The sequence below is a fragment of the Streptomyces sp. NPDC005863 genome, from assembly GCF_042871345.1.
Taxonomy (GTDB): Bacteria; Actinomycetota; Actinomycetes; order Streptomycetales; family Streptomycetaceae; genus Streptomyces.
This window is the reverse complement of sequence record NZ_JBIAII010000001.1, coordinates 1,028,261-1,049,250: the sequence shown is the minus strand read 5'-3', so window position 1 is coordinate 1,049,250 and position 20,990 is coordinate 1,028,261. Positions and strand designations below refer to the sequence as shown.

17 protein-coding genes and 1 pseudogene are annotated in these 20,990 nt (G+C 73.1%); 12 read left to right on the top strand and 6 right to left on the bottom strand.

Features of this window, described 5'->3' with window-relative positions; genetic code table 11:
• Window positions 1-18: 18 nt before the first annotated feature.
• From ACFYO9_RS04500 to ACFYO9_RS04490, 3 genes are all read left to right on the top strand, one after another.
• Window positions 19-765, top strand: coding sequence for a DUF4328 domain-containing protein (locus ACFYO9_RS04500; protein WP_358710379.1), 747 nt, complete (start codon window positions 19-21; stop codon window positions 763-765).
• A gap of 103 nt (window positions 766-868) precedes the next feature.
• The gene (locus ACFYO9_RS04495) at window positions 869-1,375 is read left to right on the top strand and encodes a hypothetical protein (protein ID WP_358776736.1); all 507 of its coding nucleotides are present in this window, start codon (window positions 869-871) and stop codon (window positions 1,373-1,375) included.
• 86 nt (window positions 1,376-1,461) lie between these two features.
• Entirely contained in the window at window positions 1,462-2,085 is a 624-nt protein-coding gene (locus ACFYO9_RS04490; protein WP_358776735.1) for a hypothetical protein, read from the top strand.
• 31 nt (window positions 2,086-2,116) lie between these two features.
• Here ACFYO9_RS04490 and ACFYO9_RS04485 read toward each other — a convergent pair whose 3' ends face one another.
• Complete coding sequence (locus ACFYO9_RS04485; RefSeq protein ID WP_358776734.1) at window positions 2,117-2,461, bottom strand: hypothetical protein; 345 nt, start codon at window positions 2,459-2,461, stop codon at window positions 2,117-2,119.
• A gap of 398 nt (window positions 2,462-2,859) precedes the next feature.
• Between ACFYO9_RS04485 and ACFYO9_RS04480 the strand changes: the two are divergent.
• From ACFYO9_RS04480 to ACFYO9_RS04470, 3 genes and pseudogenes are all read left to right on the top strand, one after another.
• Window positions 2,860-3,426 (top strand): annotated as a pseudogene (locus ACFYO9_RS04480) (RNA polymerase sigma factor); the annotation flags it as partial.
• A 230-nt stretch (window positions 3,427-3,656) separates the two neighbouring features.
• Complete coding sequence (locus ACFYO9_RS04475) at window positions 3,657-5,867, top strand: hypothetical protein (RefSeq protein WP_358776733.1); 2,211 nt, start codon at window positions 3,657-3,659, stop codon at window positions 5,865-5,867.
• A gap of 85 nt (window positions 5,868-5,952) precedes the next feature.
• Window positions 5,953-7,548 (top strand): amino acid ABC transporter substrate-binding protein, encoded by a 1,596-nt coding sequence (locus ACFYO9_RS04470; RefSeq protein ID WP_358776732.1) that lies wholly within the window; start codon window positions 5,953-5,955, stop codon window positions 7,546-7,548.
• A 102-nt stretch (window positions 7,549-7,650) separates the two neighbouring features.
• On the opposite strand, the gene ACFYO9_RS04465 is transcribed toward ACFYO9_RS04470, so the two are convergent.
• Window positions 7,651-10,251 carry an FG-GAP-like repeat-containing protein gene (locus ACFYO9_RS04465; protein WP_358776731.1) on the bottom strand — a complete coding sequence of 867 codons (2,601 nt, stop codon included), beginning with the start codon at window positions 10,249-10,251 and terminating at the stop codon, window positions 7,651-7,653.
• Window positions 10,252-10,555: 304 nt separating this feature from the next.
• Here ACFYO9_RS04465 and ACFYO9_RS04460 point away from each other — a divergent pair, with 304 nt between their 5' ends.
• The gene (locus tag ACFYO9_RS04460) at window positions 10,556-11,389 is read left to right on the top strand and encodes a hypothetical protein (RefSeq protein WP_358776730.1); all 834 of its coding nucleotides are present in this window, start codon (window positions 10,556-10,558) and stop codon (window positions 11,387-11,389) included.
• Between the two features lie 44 nt (window positions 11,390-11,433).
• Here the strand turns inward: ACFYO9_RS04460 and ACFYO9_RS04455 are convergent, their stop codons facing one another.
• On the bottom strand, window positions 11,434-12,015 hold the full coding sequence (locus tag ACFYO9_RS04455; protein WP_358776729.1) for a Uma2 family endonuclease: 582 nt from the start codon (window positions 12,013-12,015) through the stop codon (window positions 11,434-11,436).
• Window positions 12,016-12,329: 314 nt separating this feature from the next.
• Between ACFYO9_RS04455 and ACFYO9_RS04450 the strand changes: the two genes are divergently transcribed.
• Both ACFYO9_RS04450 and ACFYO9_RS04445 read left to right on the top strand, forming a co-directional pair.
• Window positions 12,330-12,995, top strand: a complete 666-nt coding sequence (locus ACFYO9_RS04450; protein WP_355803598.1) for an RNA polymerase sigma factor — start codon at window positions 12,330-12,332, stop codon at window positions 12,993-12,995.
• Window positions 12,995-14,257, top strand: coding sequence for a hypothetical protein (locus tag ACFYO9_RS04445; RefSeq protein ID WP_358776728.1), 1,263 nt, complete (start codon window positions 12,995-12,997; stop codon window positions 14,255-14,257). Before ACFYO9_RS04450 ends, ACFYO9_RS04445 begins: the two co-directional genes overlap by 1 nt.
• A gap of 271 nt (window positions 14,258-14,528) precedes the next feature.
• Here ACFYO9_RS04445 and ACFYO9_RS04440 read toward each other — a convergent pair whose 3' ends face one another.
• Window positions 14,529-15,395: a L,D-transpeptidase family protein gene (locus ACFYO9_RS04440; RefSeq protein ID WP_358776727.1), complete on the bottom strand. Its 867-nt coding sequence runs from the start codon at window positions 15,393-15,395 to the stop codon at window positions 14,529-14,531.
• A gap of 89 nt (window positions 15,396-15,484) precedes the next feature.
• Here ACFYO9_RS04440 and ACFYO9_RS04435 point away from each other — a divergent pair, with 89 nt between their 5' ends.
• The 3 genes from ACFYO9_RS04435 to leuE all read left to right on the top strand — a co-directional run bounded on the left by ACFYO9_RS04435 (window position 15,485) and on the right by leuE (window position 18,456).
• Window positions 15,485-17,065, top strand: a complete 1,581-nt coding sequence (locus ACFYO9_RS04435; RefSeq protein WP_358776726.1) for a methylmalonyl-CoA mutase family protein — start codon at window positions 15,485-15,487, stop codon at window positions 17,063-17,065.
• Between the two features lie 89 nt (window positions 17,066-17,154).
• Window positions 17,155-17,733 (top strand): Uma2 family endonuclease, encoded by a 579-nt coding sequence (locus ACFYO9_RS04430; RefSeq protein ID WP_358776725.1) that lies wholly within the window; start codon window positions 17,155-17,157, stop codon window positions 17,731-17,733.
• A 69-nt stretch (window positions 17,734-17,802) separates the two neighbouring features.
• Window positions 17,803-18,456 carry a leucine efflux protein LeuE gene (gene leuE / locus ACFYO9_RS04425; RefSeq protein WP_355803589.1) on the top strand — a complete coding sequence of 218 codons (654 nt, stop codon included), beginning with the start codon at window positions 17,803-17,805 and terminating at the stop codon, window positions 18,454-18,456.
• Window positions 18,457-18,487: 31 nt separating this feature from the next.
• Here leuE and ACFYO9_RS04420 read toward each other — a convergent pair whose 3' ends face one another.
• Window positions 18,488-19,366: an SDR family oxidoreductase gene (locus tag ACFYO9_RS04420; protein WP_355803587.1), complete on the bottom strand. Its 879-nt coding sequence runs from the start codon at window positions 19,364-19,366 to the stop codon at window positions 18,488-18,490.
• A 117-nt stretch (window positions 19,367-19,483) separates the two neighbouring features.
• Window positions 19,484-20,962, bottom strand: coding sequence for an FAD-dependent monooxygenase (locus tag ACFYO9_RS04415; RefSeq protein WP_358776724.1), 1,479 nt, complete (start codon window positions 20,960-20,962; stop codon window positions 19,484-19,486).
• Window positions 20,963-20,990 lie beyond the last annotated feature (28 nt).

Here is a 20,990-nt window from a genome sequence, read left to right as displayed (position 1 = left end):
GTGGGGGGTCGCTCCATCATGCTGTCCAAGGATCATCCGCCGCCGCACGTTCCGGCGGGCCGCCCGGCCCACCTGCGCTCGCCGGTCGGCCTCAGCCGCGCCGTCATCGCACTGCTCGCCGTCGCCGTCGCCGCCGACCTGTACTCGCTGTGGGCGGGCACGGTGATGCGCGGGGTGATGGACGATCTGATCTCCGGCGACTACGGCGCCGGGATCGAGCGCGAGGCGGACCGCGCCGACACGCTGTACGCCGCCTCCGGCTTCCTGCAGACCGGGGCGCTGCTCGCGACCTGCGTCGTGTTCCTGGTCTGGTTCCACCGGGTGCGCGTGAACGCCGAGGTGTTCGAGCCGTTCATCCACCGCAAGACGCGCGGCTGGGCCGTCGGCGGCTGGTTCGTGCCGGTGGCGAACCTCTGGTTCCCGCGGCGGATCGCCCTGGACATCTGGGACGCGAGCGGCCCGCGCTCGGTGGCACTCGACCGCTCCATGACCCTCGACCCGCGGGCGGGCGCCGTACCGCACCGGCTGCTCAACGCCTGGTGGACGCTGTGGGTGGTGAACCTGCTCGCCGGGCGGTGGTCCACCCAGTCGTACTGGCGGGCCGAGGAGCCCCACGAGATCAGGGACGCCGTCGGCAACCTGATGTTCTCCGACGTCGTCGACATCGCGTCGGCCGTCCTCGCCATGGTCTTCGTGCACCGCCTCACCCGCCTCCAGGACGACAAGGCCAGGTCGGGCCCGCCGCGGGACCCCGCCCTTCCGTAGCCGCGCACCCCTCGCGTGATTTCGGCTTTTTGGTGGCGAAACCACCGATGCCTGTGGTGTATTCGGCCGCGAAGTCCAGTACGAGCACACGGGGGGACGCGCCATGGGTTACTGGGGGTACTACGTCGTCGGCAAGAGCGATCAGCCGCTCGCGGAGCTCTCCGCGGTGGCCGCCGTACGGGACGAGCTGTCCCTCCTCGACCGCAGGTCCGACGGCTGGCAGGTGTGGGAGGTGCCGGGCGGCGAGGGCGCGCGGGACGTCGGGAACATGAACGCGCTGGCCCAGGAGACGGGCGCGCCCGCCCTCTTCGGCTATGTGATGGACAGCGACTGCGTGGTCGTCGAGGCGGCCGCCCCCGAGAGCGGGGCGTGGACGACCTGCCTGGACCGCGCCGCGATGGCCGGCTACCTCGGCGACGCCGAACTGACCGTGGAGGACTACTTCCTGGAGCCCCGCGACGCGGCGCGGCGTGCGGTGGCCTGGGCGGCGGAGTCGGGCCGTACGGTCACGGCGGGGCCCCTGTTCGACGTCCTGAACGCGGACGCCGAACCCTCGGCCGAGGAACTCTTCTTCCGCTTCCTCGACCGGCTCGGCGTGGTCCCGCAGTGACGTTCCGGGGCCGGTGCACGCAGTAAGGGTCAGTGCGGGGCCCGTGCGGGGCCGGTGCAGGGTCCGTGACGGGGGAGACGTACAGCATGAGCCTGGTGGAGCTGATCGCACAGGCCGACGAGAGGGGCCTCGCGGCGAGCGGTCTCGCCTGCCTCGACCGGTGCGTTCCGGTGCTCGGCGGCGACGACGACCTGCTGCGCCCGCTGTGGACGCGGCTCGCGGAGGGCGGCGACTGGGGCGGACCGCTGGCGGAGGCGCGTGCGGCGCTGGACGGGGGGCCGGGGGAGCGGGCCCGACGGGGCGCTGTTCAGGACGGTGCGCAAGGTGGTGCTGCTTCCGGTGAGGCGGCGGCACTGGCCCGGCGGATGCTCGAAGCCGTGCCGACGGCGTACGCGGGCCCGGAGGTACGGGAGTGGGCGGACGCCTGCTCGGTCGCCGCGCTCCAGGTCCACCGTCTCCTGGACACTGCGCCCCCGGGCGGCGGCCGCTCGGTGACGGCACGCCGCGAGGGTCGCACCGACGGCATGACCCCGCTGGTCGCGGCCGAACTCCGCCGCCAGGTACGGATCCTGGAACTCCTCGGCAACAAGGGCGCGGGCCCGGCGGGCGGCCTGCGCCAGGCCCTGGACGTCTCCATGGAGGGCCGCCGGGTACTGCGGGCGGTGGTTTCGCGGCGGGCGCGGGGGCGGGGGCAGGACCAGCAGGTCTGAGTTCCGCCCGGCCTGATCCGGGCGGAGGACCCTAGGGGCTCCGGTCGGCGTGCGGGCCCGCGCCTGTGTCCGCGCCCATGTCCGTGACGCGGTAGGGCGCCGAGGCGGTGCGCGCGGGGCGTTCCCCGGAGGTACCGCCGTCGCCGTCGCTGTCGTCGCCCCCGCCGTCACCGCCGCCGAGAAACCCGTAGGCGATGAATGCGGCGCAGATACCGACGAGTACGGCGGCGACGATCACCACGCGGTGGTCCGGGATTTCCCCGACCACCGTCGGATCGTCGGGATCCTCGGGTACGACGACTTCCCCCAAGACCCCCGGGTCGACGTCCCCCGCGCCGAATTCTGCTAAGCCACCGCTTTTCTCGTCGTCCCTCATGCTTTTGCCCTTCATCTTCCCGTCCCCGCAAATACGGCTGGTTATACAACACCTCAGGGCCGGTTCACCAGAGGTGGAATAAAAAGGACATTCGCCTGACGCGTGAACCCGGTGAATGGTTGTACGGGAAGGGCGGCATCCCCTCGGCAAGGTCGTCAATTGCCTGGAGCGAGGCGGAATGGAAGGCTCCGAACCGTCCCTCCAGGATTTCTGCCTCACGTTGCCGGGGTGGTCCCGCGAGGCGGCGTGAAAAGTTCGCGGCGAGATATCGCCGCCGGGAGATATAAAGCCTTCTTCTTTTACGGGGAACTGCGGCAGAGTGAGCGGCACAGTGCGGTACGCGGGGGCGCGACGGGCACGGGCACGGTGGGCGGTGCCGACGGGGTGAAGAGGCAGGCGTGGCGCAGGGTGCGGGACATCGCCGTCCGACGACGGGTGACGAGGAGCTGACGCGGGCACTGGGCCAGGCGCGGGCGGGGGACGAGGCGGCCTTCGCCCACGTCTACCGGAGCGTGCACCCGGGGCTCATCGGCGCCGTGCGCGCACGCGTCGGCGACGACGCGGAGGACGTGGTCTCCGAGGCCTGGCTGCAGATCGTCCGCGACCTGCGCCGGTTCCACGGCGGCGGCGCCGACTTCCGCCGCTGGGCCGCGACCGTCGCGCGCCACCGCGCCCTGGACCATCTGCGACGGCAGCGGTCCAGACCCCGGGCTGCCGCGCCGGCCGAGCAGGACGTGGCCGACGTACCGTCCCTCGACGACACGGCGGCCCGCGCCCTGGAGACGCTCTCGACCGCGCACGTCCTGGGTCTCCTCGCCACGCTGCCGCCCGACCAGGGCAGGGCGGTGCTGCTGCGGGTGATCGTGGGCCTCGAAGGGCCGGCCGCCGCGAGGGTCCTCGGCAAGCGTCCGGCGGCGGTGCGGTCCGCCACGTACCGCGGTCTGCGGCGGCTGGCCCGGGAGGTGCCGGGCACCGCACTCTCACCCGTGGTCCGGCCGCCGCCGGAACCCCGCAGGGTGGGGGTGTTTCCGGCCACTTACGGCTCCTCCCGTACAGGCGGCGATGATCTCGCCACCGGCCATGGTCAACTCGCTGCCCGGCAAAGGAACTTGTGCACCTTCCCCAAACTCCCGCCCCTTGGTTAACCTGACGAGCCATCATCCGACGACCCGGCCGTCACGGCCACGGAGTGCCCGTGCCTGAGGAACTCGGATTCGACGAGCTGCTGGACGACGGTGGCCTGGTCGCCCGGCTGCTCGGGAAGACCTCGGCCGGGCGCAAGAGGGAACCGCTCTACGGGCCCGACCTGCCCGTCGTCCTGCTCGTCGGCGGCCCCGGCATGGGCAAGGGGCGGCTTCTGCGGTGCATACGGCGGCACTTCGGGCCGCGCGTGCCCGTCGCCCACATCGACTGCGCGCTCACCGACTGCCGGGAGCAGGCCGAGGCGCGGCCCGGCAGCCGTTCGGAGATGACCGAGGTGCTGCGCAAGATCGCGCTGCAGTACGGGGACTGGGGCGGCGACGGCGGCGGGATACCCGTGCCGCGCCTGTACGCCGGTCTGGCGGCCGTGGCGGCGAGCGACCGGCTCGCCAGGCCCGCGCCGCTGGTCCGGGAGGTGAGCCGGCTCGACGGGATCCTGCCGCCCGGCTCCTTCTGGCGCGGCGTGCTGAAGGGGACGGCCAGGAACTACGTCGGATACGTGGCCGGACTCGTCGGCCACCCGCTGGCCGGGCCCTTCCTCAACGCCCTGCTCGACGGGTTGTTCGCCCGCGTCTCGACCGAGGGCAGGGCCGCCCTCACCGCCTGCTACGGCGAGTACCCCGGCGCCGGCGGCCACCCGGCGGCCGGACTGCGGGCGCTCGGCGAGGACTTCCAGCAGGGCGGCGAGGCCCGGCGGATCGCCGAGGGGTTCCTCTTCCGGGCGCTGCGGCAGGACATCGACGCCGCGTACCACTCCGTGCGCGGCCGGATGTCCCGCGTGGGACGGCCCGCCCTGCTCCTCGACCACGCGGACAACGTCCTCGGCCGGCGCCTGGTGAAACCCGCCCTGGAGGACCGGGAGCGCGGGCACCACGACCGTCTCGTCATCTTCGCCACCGCCCGCCGCGAGGACGGCGGCCGCTTCCTGCACCGGGCGGGCTCCAGCCACGACTCCGTGGCGAGCTGGCAGCCCTTCACCGGCACGCTGCCCGCGTGGCAGCGCCCGGCCGGCGGCGTGCCCGACCACGCGCCGCTGTGGCGGGGCGTCCTCCTGGTGCGCATGCCCGTCCTCACCCGCGACCGGCAGCGGGACGAGCTCAGCCGGCTGCGCGGCGGCCACGACCCGCTCGACAACGCCGTACGGCTGCGCATCCACAGCGGTGTGCACCGGCTGAGCGGCGGGCGGCCGCTGTTCGTGACCCGGCTCGGCGAGGCGACCGCGGCGACCGCGTTCCCCACGCCCGACGAGTGCACCGACTGGGCCATCCTGGACGCCCGGGTGCCCGCGGGTGAGGACGACCGGGGCCACCCCGTCGCGGACCGGCCCGTCGCCGACGTACTCGTCGACGAACTCGTCGTCCGCCAGCGCCCCGAGGAGCTGCCGCCCGAACACCGCGCCCACTGGCTCGACCTGCTCACCCACCTCTGTGTCGCGCACGACGTGGAGTGCGCCCAGACCCTGATGCGCGCGGTGCAGGAAGGGCGCACCGAGCAGCTGAACGCCTACCGCATCGCCGAACTCCTGGAGGACACCGGCTGGCCGCGCTGCCCCCGGCACTTCATCGGCGACCTCGGCCTGCGCCGGCTGCTCACCCGCAGGCTGCACCGGCTGCGCGACGACGGCGCGGCCTGGCACGCCGACCACGCGCTGCTCCAGGGCCACTACCGCGACCTGGGCGACCGCCACCCCGACCCGCTGTTCGTCACCGCCGCCGCGCACCGCATGCACCACCTGCTCGCCTCCGACGGCGCGGAACTCGTCACCCGCCACCTCGCCGACGCGTTCCACACCCGCCCCACCGACGAGTGGTGCGCGGAGCTGCTCGCCATGGCGGACGCCGCGCTCATCGGCGCCCCCGACGACCGCTACGCCCGCGCGCTCGGCGAGCGGCAGGTGCGCGGCGACACCCGGCGGCGCCAGATCGACCGGCTGCTGCACGCCGTCTGGCTCACCGAGGACCGCACACGGCCGCTGGAGGAGATCGTGCCCGGCGTGCTGCGCGGGCCACTGCGCGAGCTCAGCGAGGAGCTGGCGCGCATCGCCGACGACGCGGTCCGCCACCAGGGCCCCGAGGGCGCCGACGTGACCAGGGCGGCGGACGGGGCCGCCCTCCTCATCCGGATGGCCCGCGACTGGGGCGACCGGGCCGAGGACAAACAGCCGCTGCAGCGGTGCGTGTGCACGGAGCACATCGGGTTCGGCTGAGGCCGCAGGCGGTCCGGGCGAGCACACCGGGTACGGCGCTCAGGCCGGCCCGGACGAGGGCGTCACCGGCAGAGGGAGGGCAGCGTTGAGGCAGTTCGGGAACTGGCTGTACAACACGTTCTTGGCCAACTGGATGCGCAGGATCCTCACGCTGCTCGGCCTCGTGGCCGCCGGCGTGCTCCTGTACGTCTTCCTGCCCCCGATGGGCGAACCGGACAGCTGCGCCGCCGGGGTCGAGAAGCACGCCGGCGAGTGCATCGGCGTCAACGGCACCGGATACGCCTTCGGCACACCGGAGATCGACAAGGTGGCCCGGGCCATCGCGCGGGAGAACGAACATGTCGGCGACAAGCCGCACGTCACCGTCGCGCTGATGCTGCCCCTCCAGCCCGACATCGCCGCCGAGCGCAAACAGCTGCGCAGCGAGGTCCAGGGCGCCTACCTCGCCCAGTACCGGGCTAACCGCGCGGAGAGCACGCCGCTGCTGCGCCTGGTCCTTGCCAACCCCGGTGACGCGTACGGCCAACAGGCGCGCGTCGTCGACCAGTTGGGCGCGATGGCGCGGGACAAGAAGGACAACCTCCGGGCCGTCACCGGTTTCAACCTCAGCCTGGACGCCACCGAGAAGGCCATCGCGCGCCTCACCCATGACCTGCACCTCCCCGTCCTCGCCAGCCGCGTCAGCGCCGACGGCCTCGCCAACCCGGAGAACGCCGCGGGCAAGGACCCCTATCCCGGCCTCGCCCGCATCATCCCCACCAACCGCCAGCAGGCGGACGCGCTGGCCAGCTTCCACGGACAGCTCAAGGACGAGCAGACCGTCCTGGTCAAGGACGAACGGCCGCACGACATCTACAACAACTCGCTCGCCGCCGCCTTCAGCCGCGACGAGGACGGCCCGCCCGGACCCAAGGACCAGACCTTCGAGTCGCCCTCGATCACCGAACAGGGCGACACCGGCAACGACTTCTCCCTCATCGCCCAGAACATCTGCCAGTCCTCCGCGCGCTACGTCTACTTCGCGGGCCGCCCCGTCCACCTGCGGCTCTTCGCCCTGAAGCTGGCCGAGGTGCCGTGCCGCGGCAAGAAGTACACGGTCATCAGCGGCTCCGGATCGGCCACCCTCGACCGCTACCTGAAGGCCGACGACTGGGCGCGACTGCGCGGCGGCGACGGCAAGGAACCCGCCGTCACGGTGCAGTACGCGGCCCCCGGGCACCCCGACGCGTGGGACCGGGAGCTGCACCGCAAGGGCATGGGCAAGCGCCGCCCCACCTACCTCACCCAGCCCCAGCAGGAGCTGCACACGCTGAGCGAGCTCATCACCCGGCGCACCGCGGGCGACATCGGCCCGGTCCGCCTGGAGGACTCCCGCACCATGCTGGTCCACGACGGTGTGCGCACGATCGCCAAGGCGGTGCTGCTCGCCAACGCCCAGACCGAGGGCACGGTGCCGCCCCTGAAGCGGGTCTCCGACATGTGGCAGCGCCTGGAGGCGGTCAACAAGGTCGCGGGGACCAGCGGCTGGATCTGTCTGACCAACGCGGGCAACGCCTACGACAAGCCGGTGGCCGTCGTCGAACTCGACCCGGTCACCCGGGGGTTGGAGTTCGTCGGCATCGGCTGGCCGAACGGCAGGCCGCAGCCCGAGGACTGCCGGGTGCCCAGCGACACCGGGTGAGCACCGGACAACTCCGGACGACTCCGGACGACTCCAGACAACTCCTGGACAACATGGACGCGCCGCTCCCCGTGTCGGGGGAGCGGCGCGTTCGTGCGGGTGCTACGGCGTCAGCGCCTGCCCGAGCCGGGCGCCCGCGGGCGTCCCCAGCAGCGTACGGCCGTAGTAGACGCCGCTCGATCCGGGCACGCCGCCCGAACTGCCGCTGTCCAGCTGGAGGATGGTGCCGTCGCCCGTGTCCTCGCCCTCGACGCCGATGGCCAGGTCGGCGCGGCCGTGGCCGGAGATGTCCGCGAGGGTCACCGACGAGCCCAGGCGGTCACCGGACTCCGTGGACCCGGGGACATCCGGCTCGTCCTGCGAGAAGGCCTTCGCGCCCGTGCCGGTCAGGCCGGAGGACGAGCCCTTCAGGAGGAGGGAGGTGCCCGCGTCCTTGCGGTTCTTCTCGGCGCGGGTGATGTCCTCGTCCGGGGCGCCGGTCAGGACGTCCGCGTATCCGTCGCCGTTGTAGTCGCCGGCCGCGACCGACCAGCCCATGGCGTCGCCCGCCTCGGCGGCGCCGGGCACGCCGGACGTCGCCTGGTGGACCGTCTTCATGCCGGTCGTCGTGAACCCGCTCGACGTGCCGGGGACCACGGTGACCTGGCCGCCCGCGTGGGCGCCCGACTCGGCGGTGTACGGCTGGCCGATGACCAGGTCGTCGTAGCCGTTGCCGTTGACGTCGCCCACGGCGACGGACCGGCCGCCGGGTACGGACAGCACGCCGACCCGGCTCAGCCCCGAGCGGCCGCCGCGGAACCAGGCGACCTTGCCCTTGCCCGCCTGGTCGCGGTAGGTCAGCGCCACGTCCGCGTAGCCGTCGCGGTTGAAGTCGCCGGACGCGGCGTCGGGGTAGGCGATGGCGGTGTCGCCCGAGGTGAGGCTGCCGCCCGACTCGTGCTCCGCGTCGAGCCGCGCGGCCCACGAGCCGCCCGTGCCGGTGGCCGCGGCGAACACGTCGGCCTTGCCGTCGGCGTTGAAGTCGCCCGAGGCCACCGCGGAGCCGAACTTCGCCCCGGGGTAGTGGAAGTCGGGCGAGAGCTGCATGTCCGTGCCGGACGTGAACTTCGGGCCGTACAGCATCGTGACCGCGCCGCGGTCGGCGTGGCCGGCGGTGTCGTCCTCGCCGGGGGCGCCGATGACGAGGTCCGCGTATCCGTCGGCGTTCAGGTCGCCCCAGGCCGTGGCGGCGCCCCAGTTGTCGCCGGTCTCCGAGGAGCCGGGGACGCCCGCACTGGCCTGCGTCAGGGAGATGCGGGACGCGCCGACCGGGCCGTCGAGGCCGCCGGGCACGACCGTGACGCGGCCGCGGGACGACGACGCCTTCGGGGTGGCGGCGATCAGGTCGGCGATGCCGTCGCGGTTGTAGTCGCCGGACGGGATGGCGGAGTTGCGGCCCGGCGAGCCCGCGTAACGGCGGATCTCACCGAGCTTGCTGTACAGGTTCTTGCCCGGGCACAGGGTGGCGAAGCCGTCGCGGTGGCCGGAGACGGTGTTCAGGGTGGCCTGCTCGCCCTTCTTCCACACGCCCGTGTCGTCGGCGGCGGTCAGCGTGACCTTGTCGGCCGGGTTGCCGCCGTACTGGCCGAGCTTCCACGCCGCGACCCGGGCCACCGACTCCAGGGCGGCGCGGGTCGGCTTGCCCGCGGGCTTGTCCGTCGCCGGGTCGCCCTCGAAGTCGCCGAGGACGGCGATGCCCGCCGAGTCGCCGTTGAAGCCGTAGGTGTGCGCGCCGCGCACGGGCAGGTCGATGCCGCCGGCGCGGCCCTCGAATATCTGGCCGCACTTGTCGACGAGGAAGTTGTAGCCGAGGTCGTTCCACTTCTCGACGTTCACGTGGTACGTCAGGACGCCGCGGACCAGCGCCGGGGACTCGGCGCAGCTGTAGTCGTTGCTGCCGACCGTGTGGTGGACGAAGACCGCCTTGACCTTCTCCAGGTACTCCGGCGGGTCCTTGACGAGGGACTCGTCGGCGCCCCAGGCGGCCCGCTTCACGACGGGCGGCTGGGTGACCGTGGACGGCGGGGGCGTCGGCCTGGTCGGGGTGGGGTCAGGGGCGGGGTCCGGGTCGGGGGTCTCGTCGGCGGCGAAGGCCGCCGGGTCCATGCCGGAGCCGGAGCCCTTGCCTGCGCCCGTCCCGCCGTCGAGGGACGGGTTCCCGGCCTCCTTGGCCGTGACGCCCGGGTCCACGAGGTTGACCTCAAGTCCCTTGGGCAGCTCGGACTTCGCGGTGCCGTCGGCCGCGACGACGCGGACCTCGACGCCGTCCGAAGGGCCGACCCAGAGCGGATCGGATGCGGCACGCGTGCCCGCCTCCGGCTTCTCCGCGGGGTGCGTCTCCAGGTCGAGGGAGCGCCAGCCGGTCCAGGCGTCGGAGCCGAGGGCGCGGGTGCGGACCTGCGCGGTGCCTTCCAGCTCGGTGGCGGCGCCGCCCCACGAGACGCCGAGCAGCGAGAACTGCCCGGTCGACGTGCGCGGCAGCTCCCGCTTCGCCGCGCCGTCGGCCCGGAGCGCCAGATCGTGCACGCTCGGCGCCCGCCTGGCGCGCGGATCGGCGCCGGACCCCGAGCCGTCGGCGGGGTCGGCCATCGCGTACGTCACGGCCCCCGCGCCGCCGAGCACGACGGCGCCCATCGTCAGCCATGCCCGGCGCTTCAGACTCAACGGACGGTACGCGTGCGTGGTACGCGCCTTTTCACGCGTTTTGCGCGGCCTCAATTACCCCACCCCTCAGCGAATTTCAGGTGAACTCAGCGAGTTCGTACGACTGATCGAGGGGTCAAAGGGTTGTAGCGGGGCGGGTGTTTTGTCGCGTGATGTATGACGCATCCATCGGGCGTGACGGATGGGCGGGCCGGTGCGCTGGGTCATGTGAGAGTTGTGCGGTTGACGTGAGGGTGGGCCAGGGGTGGGAGTACGGGTGGGGACTCGGGGCGGGACTCGGACGGGAGCCCGGACGGGGCGCCGGATGAGGGCGGACAAGGGCTGGATACGTGCCGGTGCGGTCTGTCTCGCGGTGGGTGCGCTCGCGTCCTGCGGTGCGCAGGGCCGGGTGTCGTACTCCGGCGGCACCCTCGAAGAGGTCGTCCCCGTGGACGAGCGGCGCGGCAAGGAGCTCGCCGTCGAGGGCATGCGGCTCCTGAAGGAGACGGAGTCGGTACGGATCGGTGTCGACATGACCACCGCCAAGGGCACCCAGAAGGGCTCCCTGCGGGTGGACCGTGACGGCAACTGCACGGGCACCTTCGACAGCGGCCCGATGGCGCGCGGCGAGATCCTCGTCGTCGCGGGCGGGGGGACCTACGCGCGGTACAGCGACGCGACGCTCGACGCGATCATGGAGGCGGCGGCCCGGCGCGGCCCCGAGGTGGCCGCACGCACTCGGCAGCGGGTGGGGCTCGCCCGCGGCAAGTACCTGAAGCTCCCGGAGGGCTCCTCCCTGGGCTCGGCGCAGGCCGCGGGCCCGGCGCCCTGCGACCTCGACGACTTCACCGCCGAGATGCCGGCCGCGCCGAAGCCCGGCGAGACCTTCAAGTCCCTTGCGCGAACCCACCGTTACGGCCGGGACGTCATCCCGGTCACCGGCCGGCAGAACGGGCAGCGGACGACCATGTACGTGGCCGCGGAGGGCAAGCCGTACGTCGTCGCGGTCAGCCAGGTGGAAAACGGCGAGGCCATGATCCTGCGCTTTTCGGAGTACGGCGAGCCGGTCCACGCGAAGACGCCACCACCGTCCCGCACACTGGACATCTCCGACTTCGCCCCGGGCGCCGGAGACGACGGCTCCCTCTTCGAGGTCTGAGCACGCCGTCCCCCGTCCGGATACGGCTCTCGACCGCTCCGGCCTCAACTGCTCCGGGGCGGTGTGAGCTTGTCCAGGTCGAGCGTGATCTCGAAGGGGAGCGGGCGCCGGAGGGTTCCCCGGAAGATGCCCGCGGGCGCGTAGGCACCCGTCGGTTCGTCGAGCTCGTACACGTGGACGGCCGGTGCGCCGTCCTCTTCCTCGACGCACCAGTAGTGCGGGATGCCGGCCTCCGCGTACTTGCGGAGCTTGACCGTGCGGTCGCGGTGGGCGGACTCGGGGGAGACGACTTCCACGACGAGCTGCACGTCGTCGGGGGCGTACCAGGTCCGGTCGGGGTCGTAGGGCAGGCTCGTCAGCAGGAGGTCGGGCTCCGGGCGGTTGCGGGCATCCAGGCGGATCGTCATCTCCCGCTCGACCTCGGTGCCGGGTGGTGCCTGCGCCATGAGCGCGGTGGTCAGGGCGGTGACGACACGACCGTGCCAGGACCGCTGGGGCGACGTCACGAAGACGAGGGCTCCGTCGACCAACTCGGTGTGGCGCGGCGCCTCGGGCAGGTGATCCAGGTCCTCCGCGAACCAGCCCTCCGCGCGGGGCGGGCGCATCCAGTCGGGCAGTGCGGTCATGGCTTCACGGTAGAGCGGCTGCGGCTGCGGCGGGCCGGGAACTCCTACGGGCCCGCTCCGGAGCTCGCCGGAGAGCGCACCGAAGAACCGGCCGGGGCCGCCACCCCCCACAGGAGAGGCCCCGGCCGGCACACGGTACGAACCGCGTGCGGTCCGTACTCCCTTCAGCGCCGTGGGTGCGTTTTCTGTCACACCGCGTTCTGTCACCCGCTAGTTGCACGTTGTACAAACATGGACGTAGGGCCTCCCCAGCCCGTAGCGTGCTGCTTCGCGCCGGGGCCGGGCGCAGATCTCCGAGTGGCAGGATTGTGAGAGTGCTGGGGGACGACGCGGAGCTGACCGCCGCGGTGCTTGCGGCGCAGGACGGGGACGAGACCGCCTTCCGGACTGTGTACCGCGCCGTGCACCCACGGCTGTTGGGATACGTACGCACGCTGGTCGCCGACCCGGACGCGGAGGACGTCGCCTCCGAGGCCTGGCTGCAGATCGCGCGCGACCTCGGACGGTTCAGCGGCGACGCGGACCGGTTCCGGGGCTGGGCGGCGCGCATCGCGCGCAATCGCGCCCTGGACCACATACGGATGCGGGGACGTCGCCCCGCCGTCGGTGGCGACGAGTCCGAGCTGACCGGCAAGCCGGGCGAATCGGACACCGCCGACGAGGCGCTGGAGTCCCTCGCCACCGGTGAGGCCCTCGCCCTGATAGCCCGGCTCCCGCAGGACCAGGCCGAGGCCGTCGTGCTCCGCGTCGTCGTCGGCCTCGACGCGAAGAGCGCGGCCCAGACCCTCGGCAAGCGTCCCGGAGCCGTCCGTACGGCGGCGCACCGCGGCCTGAAGCGCCTCGCCGAACTGCTCGGCGCGCAGAGCGCCGACCCCCAGGAGGCGCTCGGCGCCGTACCCCCACAGAGAGAGCCGCGCGGCTGCGCGGTGACGTCCGCCGGTGTGACGCAATCGCGTACGCGGACGCAGAAGGACATGTGATGGCCGACGAGCAGCACAGGTGGCTGGACCGCGACGCGGCGGAGCGTCTGCTGCGCGGCGAACCCCTCGAAGGCATCGCCCCCCACGCGCAGGAGCGGGCGGACCGGCTCGCCCGGACGCTGGCCGTGCTGGCCGAGCAGGGCCGGGTTGTTGGCGCGGTGGAGGCGCCGGGGGCTCAGGACATGCCGGTCCAGGACGCCTCGGTCCAGGACACGTCTGCCCAGGACGCCCCAGCCTCGGACGCCCCGCAGGGGGCCGGCGGTGAGCCCCTCAGGGAGGTGGCCCCTCCCGTGGGGTCAGGACACGACCGCCCCGCCGATGCCGCCTCCCCCCACCCCGTACCCGGCGAACTCCCCGGCGAAGCCGCCGCGTTGGCCGCCTTCCGGGCCGCCCGCGCCGAGCTCCCGCAGGGCGCCGGCGTCGGTTCGATGGCCGCGCCCTACGCGACGGCCGCCCACCGCGCCGCCGCGGACGAGACCGTACGGCTGAGCCGCGCGGGGACCCGCCCCGCCCCCAGCCGCTGGGGACGCCCCGTCCGGTTCGGGCTCGCCGCGGCCCTCGCGGCCTGCATGGTCGGCGGCGTCGCCGTGGCCGCGGGGACGGGCGTGCTGCCCTCGCCGTTCGGCGCGCACCACGAACCCGGCCCCGCCGCGTCCGCCTCGTCCGTCGCCACCCCGGACGAGCCGCAAGCCTCCGCCTCCCGCGGCGCGTCCGAGCCGAGCGAGGACATCGAGACGGACGAGAGCACCGCGCCCGGCGACGAGCCGACCGGGGAGCCGACGGCCGGCCCGGACGACCCGACGCCCGGTACCGGGAGGGGCGGCGAGACCCCCGCCGAGACCCCGTCGCAACCGTCCGGCGAACGGCCGCCGCACCGGGACGAGGCCAAGGGCTGGTACCGCAAGGTGGTGACCGCCTGCCGCGCCTACCGCAGCGGCGAGCTGGAGGGCAAGAAGCGCCGGCGCCTGGAGGATGCCGCGAAGGGCCCGGCCCGGGTGGAGGCGTTCTGCGGCCGGATCCTCGACGGCTCGGGTGGCGGCGGCCATCAGGGTGGCGGCCACCAGGGTGGTGGCGGTGGCGGCCAGGGCGGTCCCGGCGGCCACGACGGCGACGGCGAGAACGGTTCCGGCGGCGACGAGGACGACGGCGGCTCGCACGGAGGCGGCGACACCGGTGGCGCCCCCGTGCCGCCCATCTCGCCCCCGACCGCCCCGCGGGCGACGCCCACGGGCTCGTACAGCGCACTGCCGTACCTCTCGTAGCGGTTCTCGTAGCGGTTCGCCGCGGGTGCGATTTCGAGGGTCACACAGCGGTGTCCCACAGAGGTGTCACACACTGGTGCGATCCGGGGTGTGACGTTTTTCGGAACGGCGGCGCAGTATGAAGTGAGCCGACTGGTCATCGGCCCACGCACGAGCCGGGGGTTCCCCCCGTACCTTCGGCTCCGTGCCCTCGGCGTGGGCGGGATACGTTCCCCCGATCCCGCCCACGCCGCTTTTCCACCCTTCGCTTCTCCCTTGTAGATGGCGCCTCTCACTTGTAGATGACGACGCGGTCACCGTTGCGCACCTGGGCGAACAGCCGCGCGATCTTCTTCTCGTCCCGTACGTTCACACAGCCGTGCGACGCGCCGCTGTATCCGCGGGCCGCGAAGTCCGACGAGTAGTGCACGGCCTGGCCGCCGCTGAAGAACATGGCGTACGGCATCGCCGTGTCGTAGAGCGTCGATACGTGGTGCCGGGACTTCCAGTAGACGCTGAAGGTGCCCTCGCGGGTCGGCGTGTACTGCGAGCCGAACCGCACGTCCATGGTCGAGACGGCTCTGCCGTCGATCATCCAGGTCAGCGTGCGGGTGCTCTTGGCGATGCACAGGACCCGGCCGGTCATGCAGCGCTTGTCCGGCGGGGCGGGCGGCATCCCGCCCCCCGCGTACAGCTCCTGCCGCGTCGGCTCGCGCGTCATGGCGTGCAGCTTGCCCAGGGTGACGGTGTCCGCGGCGCCGGTGCGGGGCAGGCCGCGCTTGGCCTGGAAGCCCTTGACCGCGCTGACGGTGGCGGGCCCGTACGTCCCCGAGGGGGTGGCGAAGAACCAGGCGATCTGCCGCAGCCTGGCCTGCAGTTCCCGCACCTGTCCGCCGTGGTCGCCCGCCCGCATGAGCGTCATCGGACGAGGCGTCGGCGGGGCGGCGGTCGCGGCGGGAGGAGGGGTGCCGGGGGGTTCCGGGGTCCGCGCCGGGGGCGGGACCGTCGGGGTCCGCTCGGCGGGCGGCCGGGTGGCCGCGGCCTTCGGCCTGCCGTCCGTGCCGGAAGGCGCCCCGTCCGCGTCCACCGTCACCGCCTTGCACCCGGCGGTCAGCACCAGCACCGCCACGGCACCCGCGGATATCGCTTGCCTGCCCATCACGCCCCCAAGCCCTGGACGACACATCTGGAAGTGTTTCCCGGTTTGCCGCGAGTGACGCGTACGGGCCGCGGGCGCAAGCTGGAGGCATGACACACGAGTCGGAGTCCGGACTGCCCATCGAGCCCGTCTACGGCCCCGAGGACCTGGCGGGCTGGGACCCGGCGGAGAAGCTCGGCGCCCCCGGCGCGTACCCGTACACGCGCGGCGTCTACCCGACGATGTACACCGGCCGCCCCTGGACGATGCGCCAGTACGCCGGGTTCGGCACCGCCGCCGAGTCCAACGCCCGCTACCGGCAGCTCATCGAGCACGGCACCACCGGCCTGTCCGTCGCCTTCGACCTGCCGACCCAGATGGGCCACGACTCCGACGCGCCGATCGCGGGCGGCGAGGTCGGCAAGGTGGGCGTCGCGGTCGACTCCATCGAGGACATGCGCGTCCTGTTCGACGGGATCCCGCTGGACAAGGTCTCCACGTCGATGACGATCAACGCGCCCGCCGCGCCGCTGCTCCTGCTCTACCAACTCGTCGCCGAGGAACAGGGCGTCGCCTCCGGGGAGTTGACCGGCACGATCCAGAACGACGTCCTGAAGGAGTACATCGCGCGCGGCACGTACATCTTCCCGCCCCAGCCGTCGCTGCGGCTCGTCGCGGACACCTTCCGGTACTGCCGGGCCGAGCTGCCGCGCTGGAACACCATCTCCATCTCCGGCTACCACATGGCCGAGGCGGGCGCCTCGCCCGCGCAGGAGATCGCCTTCACGCTGGCCGACGGCATCGAGTACGTGCGGACGGCGGTCGCGGCGGGCATGGCCGTGGACGACTTCGCGCCGCGGCTCTCCTTCTTCTTCGTGGCGCGCACGACGATCCTGGAGGAGGTCGCCAAGTTCCGTGCGGCGCGGCGCATCTGGGCCCGGGTGATGCGGGAGGAGTTCGGGGCCCGCGACCCCAAATCGCTGATGCTGCGTTTCCACACGCAGACGGCGGGCGTCCAGCTCACCGCGCAGCAGCCGGAGGTGAACCTCGTCCGGGTCGCTGTGCAGGGCCTCGGCGCGGTCCTCGGCGGCACCCAGTCGCTGCACACCAACTCCTTCGACGAGGCCATCGCGCTGCCCACCGCCACGTCGGCCCGGCTCGCCCTGCGCACCCAGCAGGTCCTCGCGTACGAGACGGACGTGACGGCGACGGTGGACCCCTTCGCCGGGTCGTACGTGGTGGAGAGCATGACGGACGACGTGGAGCGGGCAGCCCTCGACCTGATGCGCCGCGTGGAGGACCTCGGCGGCGCGGTGCACGCCATCGAGCAGGGCTTCCAGAAGGGCGAGATCGAGCGGAACGCCTACCGCATCGCGCAGGAGACGGACAGCGGCGAGCGCGTGGTGGTCGGCGTCAACCGCTTCCGCCTCGACGAGGAGGAACCGTACGAGCCGCTCCGTGTCGACCCGGCGATCGAGGCCCAGCAGGCGTCCCGCCTCACCCGCCTGCGCGCGGACCGCGACGCCTCCGCGGTGACCATCGCCCTGACCGCCCTCAGGGAGGCGGCGAAGGGCGACGCGAACGTCCTCTATCCGATGAAGGAGGCGCTGAGGGCTCACGCCACGGTGGGCGAGGTCTGCGACGCGCTGCGGGAGGTGTGGGGGTCATATGTGCCGACGGATGCCTTCTGAGGAGAGGCCGCGGCGGCCTCGAACGGGTGATCCGGAGCGGAATGCCCGGGTGGTTACGCTCATGAAGAGTGCTCCGAAAGGAGGCTGCCGTGGTCGTGATCCTGCATGAGTCGTCACTCGCCGATGCTGCCGACCGGCTCTGGGAAGAGCTGCCCGGACACCGGGTGGAGATCCTGTACGGGAGCATCGTCGTGACACCGCCGCCGGACGGCTCGCATCAGGTGACCTTGTCCTGGCTCACCGTCGCCCTCCATGACGCCGGAGCGCGTAAGGCGGGCCTCCGCTACCTGCAAGGCATTGGCCTCTGGTTGCCTACGGGTCTCGACGACTACGCGGTGCCTGATCTGTCCGTCGTCGACGACGACTACAAGGACGCGGTCGTCGAGAAGAACTGCTACGCGCCCCATGTCTTCCAGCTCGTGCTGGAAGTGACGTCGTCCAACTGGGGCAATGATCTGGTGACGAAGGTCGAGACGTATGCCAGGGCGGGTGTTCCGGTGTACGTCGTCGTCGATCGCAAGCACGGTCAAGTGCTGGTGCACTCCGGGCCGGTGGGGGACGGGTACGGGGCGCGCTCGTGTTATCAGCGCGGCCAGACCTTCGCTCTGCCCCCGTCCGTCGGCGTCCCCCTCGACCTCGCCGTCGACACCCTTCTGGACGGCGACTGACGGTCGACCCGGCGTCCGCAGTCCGGACACCGTTCGAGGCGGTCCGTACGCCCGTGCGAGACTCCGGGCATGCTGGGTGTCACCGATCTTCCGACCTACCTCGCGGGCCTCGCCCTGATCATTCTGCTGCCGGGCCCGAACTCGCTGTACGTGCTCTCCGTCGCCGCACGCCGCGGCATACGTACCGGCTACACCGCCGCCGCGGGCGTCTGGTGCGGGGACACCGTCCTGATGACGCTCTCCGCGGCCGGCGTGGCCTCGCTGCTGCAGGCCAACGCGGTGCTCTTCGGGATCGTGAAGTACGCCGGCGCCGGCTATCTGGCCTGGCTCGCGCTCGGCATGCTGCGGGGCGCCGTCGCCCTGTGGCGTACGCGGCGCGAGAAGAACGTGGACGCGGTCGGTGAGGGTGAGAACGAGGCCGCCGAGCGACCCTTCCGCCGGGCCCTGGTGATCAGCCTGCTCAACCCGAAGGCGATTCTCTTCTTCATCGCCTTCTTCGTGCAGTTCGTCGACCCCGGCTACGCCTACCCGGCGCTCTCCTTCGTCGTCCTCGGCGCCTTCGCGCAGCTCGCGAGCTTCCTCTACCTCACGGCCCTCATCTTCAGCGGCACCCGGCTCGCCGACGCCTTCCGGCGCCGCAAGCGCCTCTCGGCGGGCGCCTCTTCGGCGGCGGGCGCGCTGTTCCTCGGGTTCGCGGTGAAGTTGTCCCTCAGCAGCGTCTGAGAGGTGAGCGGGGCGCGTCCCGTGCCGCTGTTCATTGACCGGGCGGTGGCGTCGCCCGGCCGCCCGCGCCGAGCAGGCCCGTCTCCGGGTGTCCGGCCCGGCTCAGGTCCGGGCCCAGTACCCGCGTGACGAGACCCGGCAGAGCGGCCCGCACCACCTGTGCGGGCCGCAGCCACCGCGGCACGTACACGCTGGAGGCTCGCCGTTCGACCGCCGACACCAGGCGCCGGGCCACCTGGTCCGGTGCCTGCACCCTGCGGGCCGGGGCGGGCAGCTCCGCCTTGAGCGCGGCCAGCGCGGACGACCGGCCGGCGTCGCGGATCATGTCCGTGTCGATCCAGTTCGGATAGCCGACCCCCACCCCGACCCCGCGGGTGCGGACCTCCGCGCGCAGGGCGTGGCAGAACGCCTCCACGCCCGCCTTCGACGCGCAGTACGCCGTCATCAGCGGTGTCGCGCCGACGGACGCCAGCGAGGCGATCTGCAGATAGTGGCCGTGCGTGGCGAGCAGCTGCGGCAGGAAGGCCCGCGCGGTCACCGCGCTGCCCACGAGGTTGACCTCGATCACGCGCCGCCAGCGCTCCGGGTCGGAGCCCTCGAACGGTCCGGCCTCCGCCACCCCGGCGTTGGCGACGACGACGGAGACCGCGCCCATCCGCTCCCGCACCTCGGCGGCGACCCGGGCCATGGCCACGTGGTCGGTGACGTCCACGTGCCAGTGGCGCGATGCCGCCGTCGCCGGGAGACCGGCGCCGACCCGGGCGAGCTCGCTCTCCTCCAGGCCCACCAGCGCCACCTTCGCCCCCCGGTCCGCGAGCTCCCGCGCGACGGCCTCGCCGAGTCCGCGGCCGGCGCCGGTGACCACGGCGACCCGGCCTTCGAGAACACTCCGCCGACGACGACGCGACACGGGACGACCTCCGGTGGGACGGTCCCTCCACCGTACGCGCGGGCCGAGCGGCTTGCCCGGTCACACGTTCGACCGGGCGGGCCTCGGGGTCAACCGGCGCACCGGGCGGGCCTGGGGTCAACCGGCGCACCGGGCCAGGTACTCCGTCAGACCGTCCCGCGCGTCCGTACCCGCCCACCCCACGTATCCGTCCGGACGGACCAGGAAGAGCCCCTTGCCGTACGGCTCGTACGCGGGGATGTGGTGCACGTGCACCGACTCCGCGTCCAGCGGCGGCAGCTCGGCGTCGGTGCCGACGGCGAGCAGCGTCCAGTGCGGGCCGCGGAACAGGTCGAACAGCGTGCTCGCCCCGTCCCCCCGATCCGGCCCACCCGTCCCGTACGGCCCACCCGTCCCGTACGGCCCGTCCGGCGCGCGGTCGCCCGCCCGCAGCTCGTCCTCCGCCAGGGCCGCGCGCGTCTCCACCGCCAGCGACGACGTGCGGTAGCCGATGCCGAGCTGCCGGGTGGCCGCCCCGCGCTTCGCCTCGCCGCGGTGGATGCGGGTGGACAGGCCGAGCATCTGCGCGGCGTTGGGCCGCCGCTCCTCCTCGTACGTGTCGAGCAGGGCCTCGGGCGCCCCGCCGCCCAGCACCGCGGCCAGCTTCCAGCCCAGGTTGTAGGCGTCCTGGACGCTGGTGTTGAGGCCTTGGCCGCCGGCGGGCGAGTGCACGTGCGCCGCGTCGCCGGCCAGGAAGACGCGGCCCGCCCGGAACCGGTCCGCGAGCGCCGCGCGCGGCCGGAAGTCGGAGGCCCAGCGCAGTTCGGTGACGTCGTCGGCGCGCAGGTGCGTGCGGGCGGCCACGAGGTCCCGTACGCCCTGGAGGGTCAGGTCGGGCGTGGTGCCGGGCGGGAACTGGGCGACCAGCTGGAACTCCGCGGCCCCGGGAAGCGGGCAGATCGCCGTGTACGGGCCGCCCTCCTCGGCGGCCGGGAACATGTGCCAGTTGTCCCGGTCCAGCGCGGGAATGCGGACGTCCGCCACCAGGATCGGGTTCGGGTCGACGGCCTCGCCCGCCATGGCGATGCCGAGGGCGCGGCGCAGGGTGGACCGGCCGCCGTCCGCCGCGACCGCGTACGCCGCGCGTACCGTCCCGCCCGTCGAGAGCCGCGCGGTGACCTCCGCCGCGTCCTGCGTCAGCTCCGTCACCGCCGCGCCGAAGACCACGTCGCCGCCCAGCTCCCGCAGCCGCGCGAGGAGGATCTCCTGGGTGCGCCACTGGGGGAGCAGCCAGGCCGCGGTGTACGGGGCGGTCGGGGTCGGCTCCGGCGGATCGAACATCCGGTGCTCGCCCTGCCGTTCGCCGTCCCGCCACACCATCCCGACCGGCATCGGACCGCCCGAGGCGAGGACCGCGCCGATCACGCCGAGGTCGTCGAAGACCTCCATGGTCCGGGGCTGGAGCCCCTTGCCGCGCGAGCCGGGGAAGAGGGCCGGGGCCCGCTCGACGACGAGCGGCCGCACACCGCGGCGCGCCAGATCGCAGGCGAGGGCGAGCCCGGTGGGGCCCGCGCCCACGATGAGTACGCCGGTTTCCTTAACGTCGTTAAGTTCCATGGTCAGGAGGATGCGCTTAACGGTGTTA

Bases quoted from the DNA above. Each gene is read 5' to 3' on its own strand.
- ACFYO9_RS04500 (WP_358710379.1), top strand. From the start codon at position 19: ATGCTGTCCAAGGATCATCCGCCGCCGCACGTTCCGGCGGGCCGCCCG.
- ACFYO9_RS04495 (WP_358776736.1), top strand. From the start codon at position 869: ATGGGTTACTGGGGGTACTACGTCGTCGGCAAGAGCGATCAGCCGCTC.
- ACFYO9_RS04490 (WP_358776735.1), top strand. From the start codon at position 1,462: ATGAGCCTGGTGGAGCTGATCGCACAGGCCGACGAGAGGGGCCTCGCG.
- ACFYO9_RS04485 (WP_358776734.1), bottom strand. From the start codon at position 2,461: ATGAGGGACGACGAGAAAAGCGGTGGCTTAGCAGAATTCGGCGCGGGG.
- ACFYO9_RS04460 (WP_358776730.1), top strand. From the start codon at position 10,556: ATGAGGGCGGACAAGGGCTGGATACGTGCCGGTGCGGTCTGTCTCGCG.
- ACFYO9_RS04455 (WP_358776729.1), bottom strand. From the start codon at position 12,015: ATGACCGCACTGCCCGACTGGATGCGCCCGCCCCGCGCGGAGGGCTGG.
- ACFYO9_RS04445 (WP_358776728.1), top strand. From the start codon at position 12,995: ATGGCCGACGAGCAGCACAGGTGGCTGGACCGCGACGCGGCGGAGCGT.
- ACFYO9_RS04440 (WP_358776727.1), bottom strand. From the start codon at position 15,395: ATGGGCAGGCAAGCGATATCCGCGGGTGCCGTGGCGGTGCTGGTGCTG.
- ACFYO9_RS04435 (WP_358776726.1), top strand. From the start codon at position 15,485: ATGACACACGAGTCGGAGTCCGGACTGCCCATCGAGCCCGTCTACGGC.
- leuE (WP_355803589.1), top strand. From the start codon at position 17,803: ATGCTGGGTGTCACCGATCTTCCGACCTACCTCGCGGGCCTCGCCCTG.
- ACFYO9_RS04415 (WP_358776724.1), bottom strand. From the start codon at position 20,962: ATGGAACTTAACGACGTTAAGGAAACCGGCGTACTCATCGTGGGCGCG.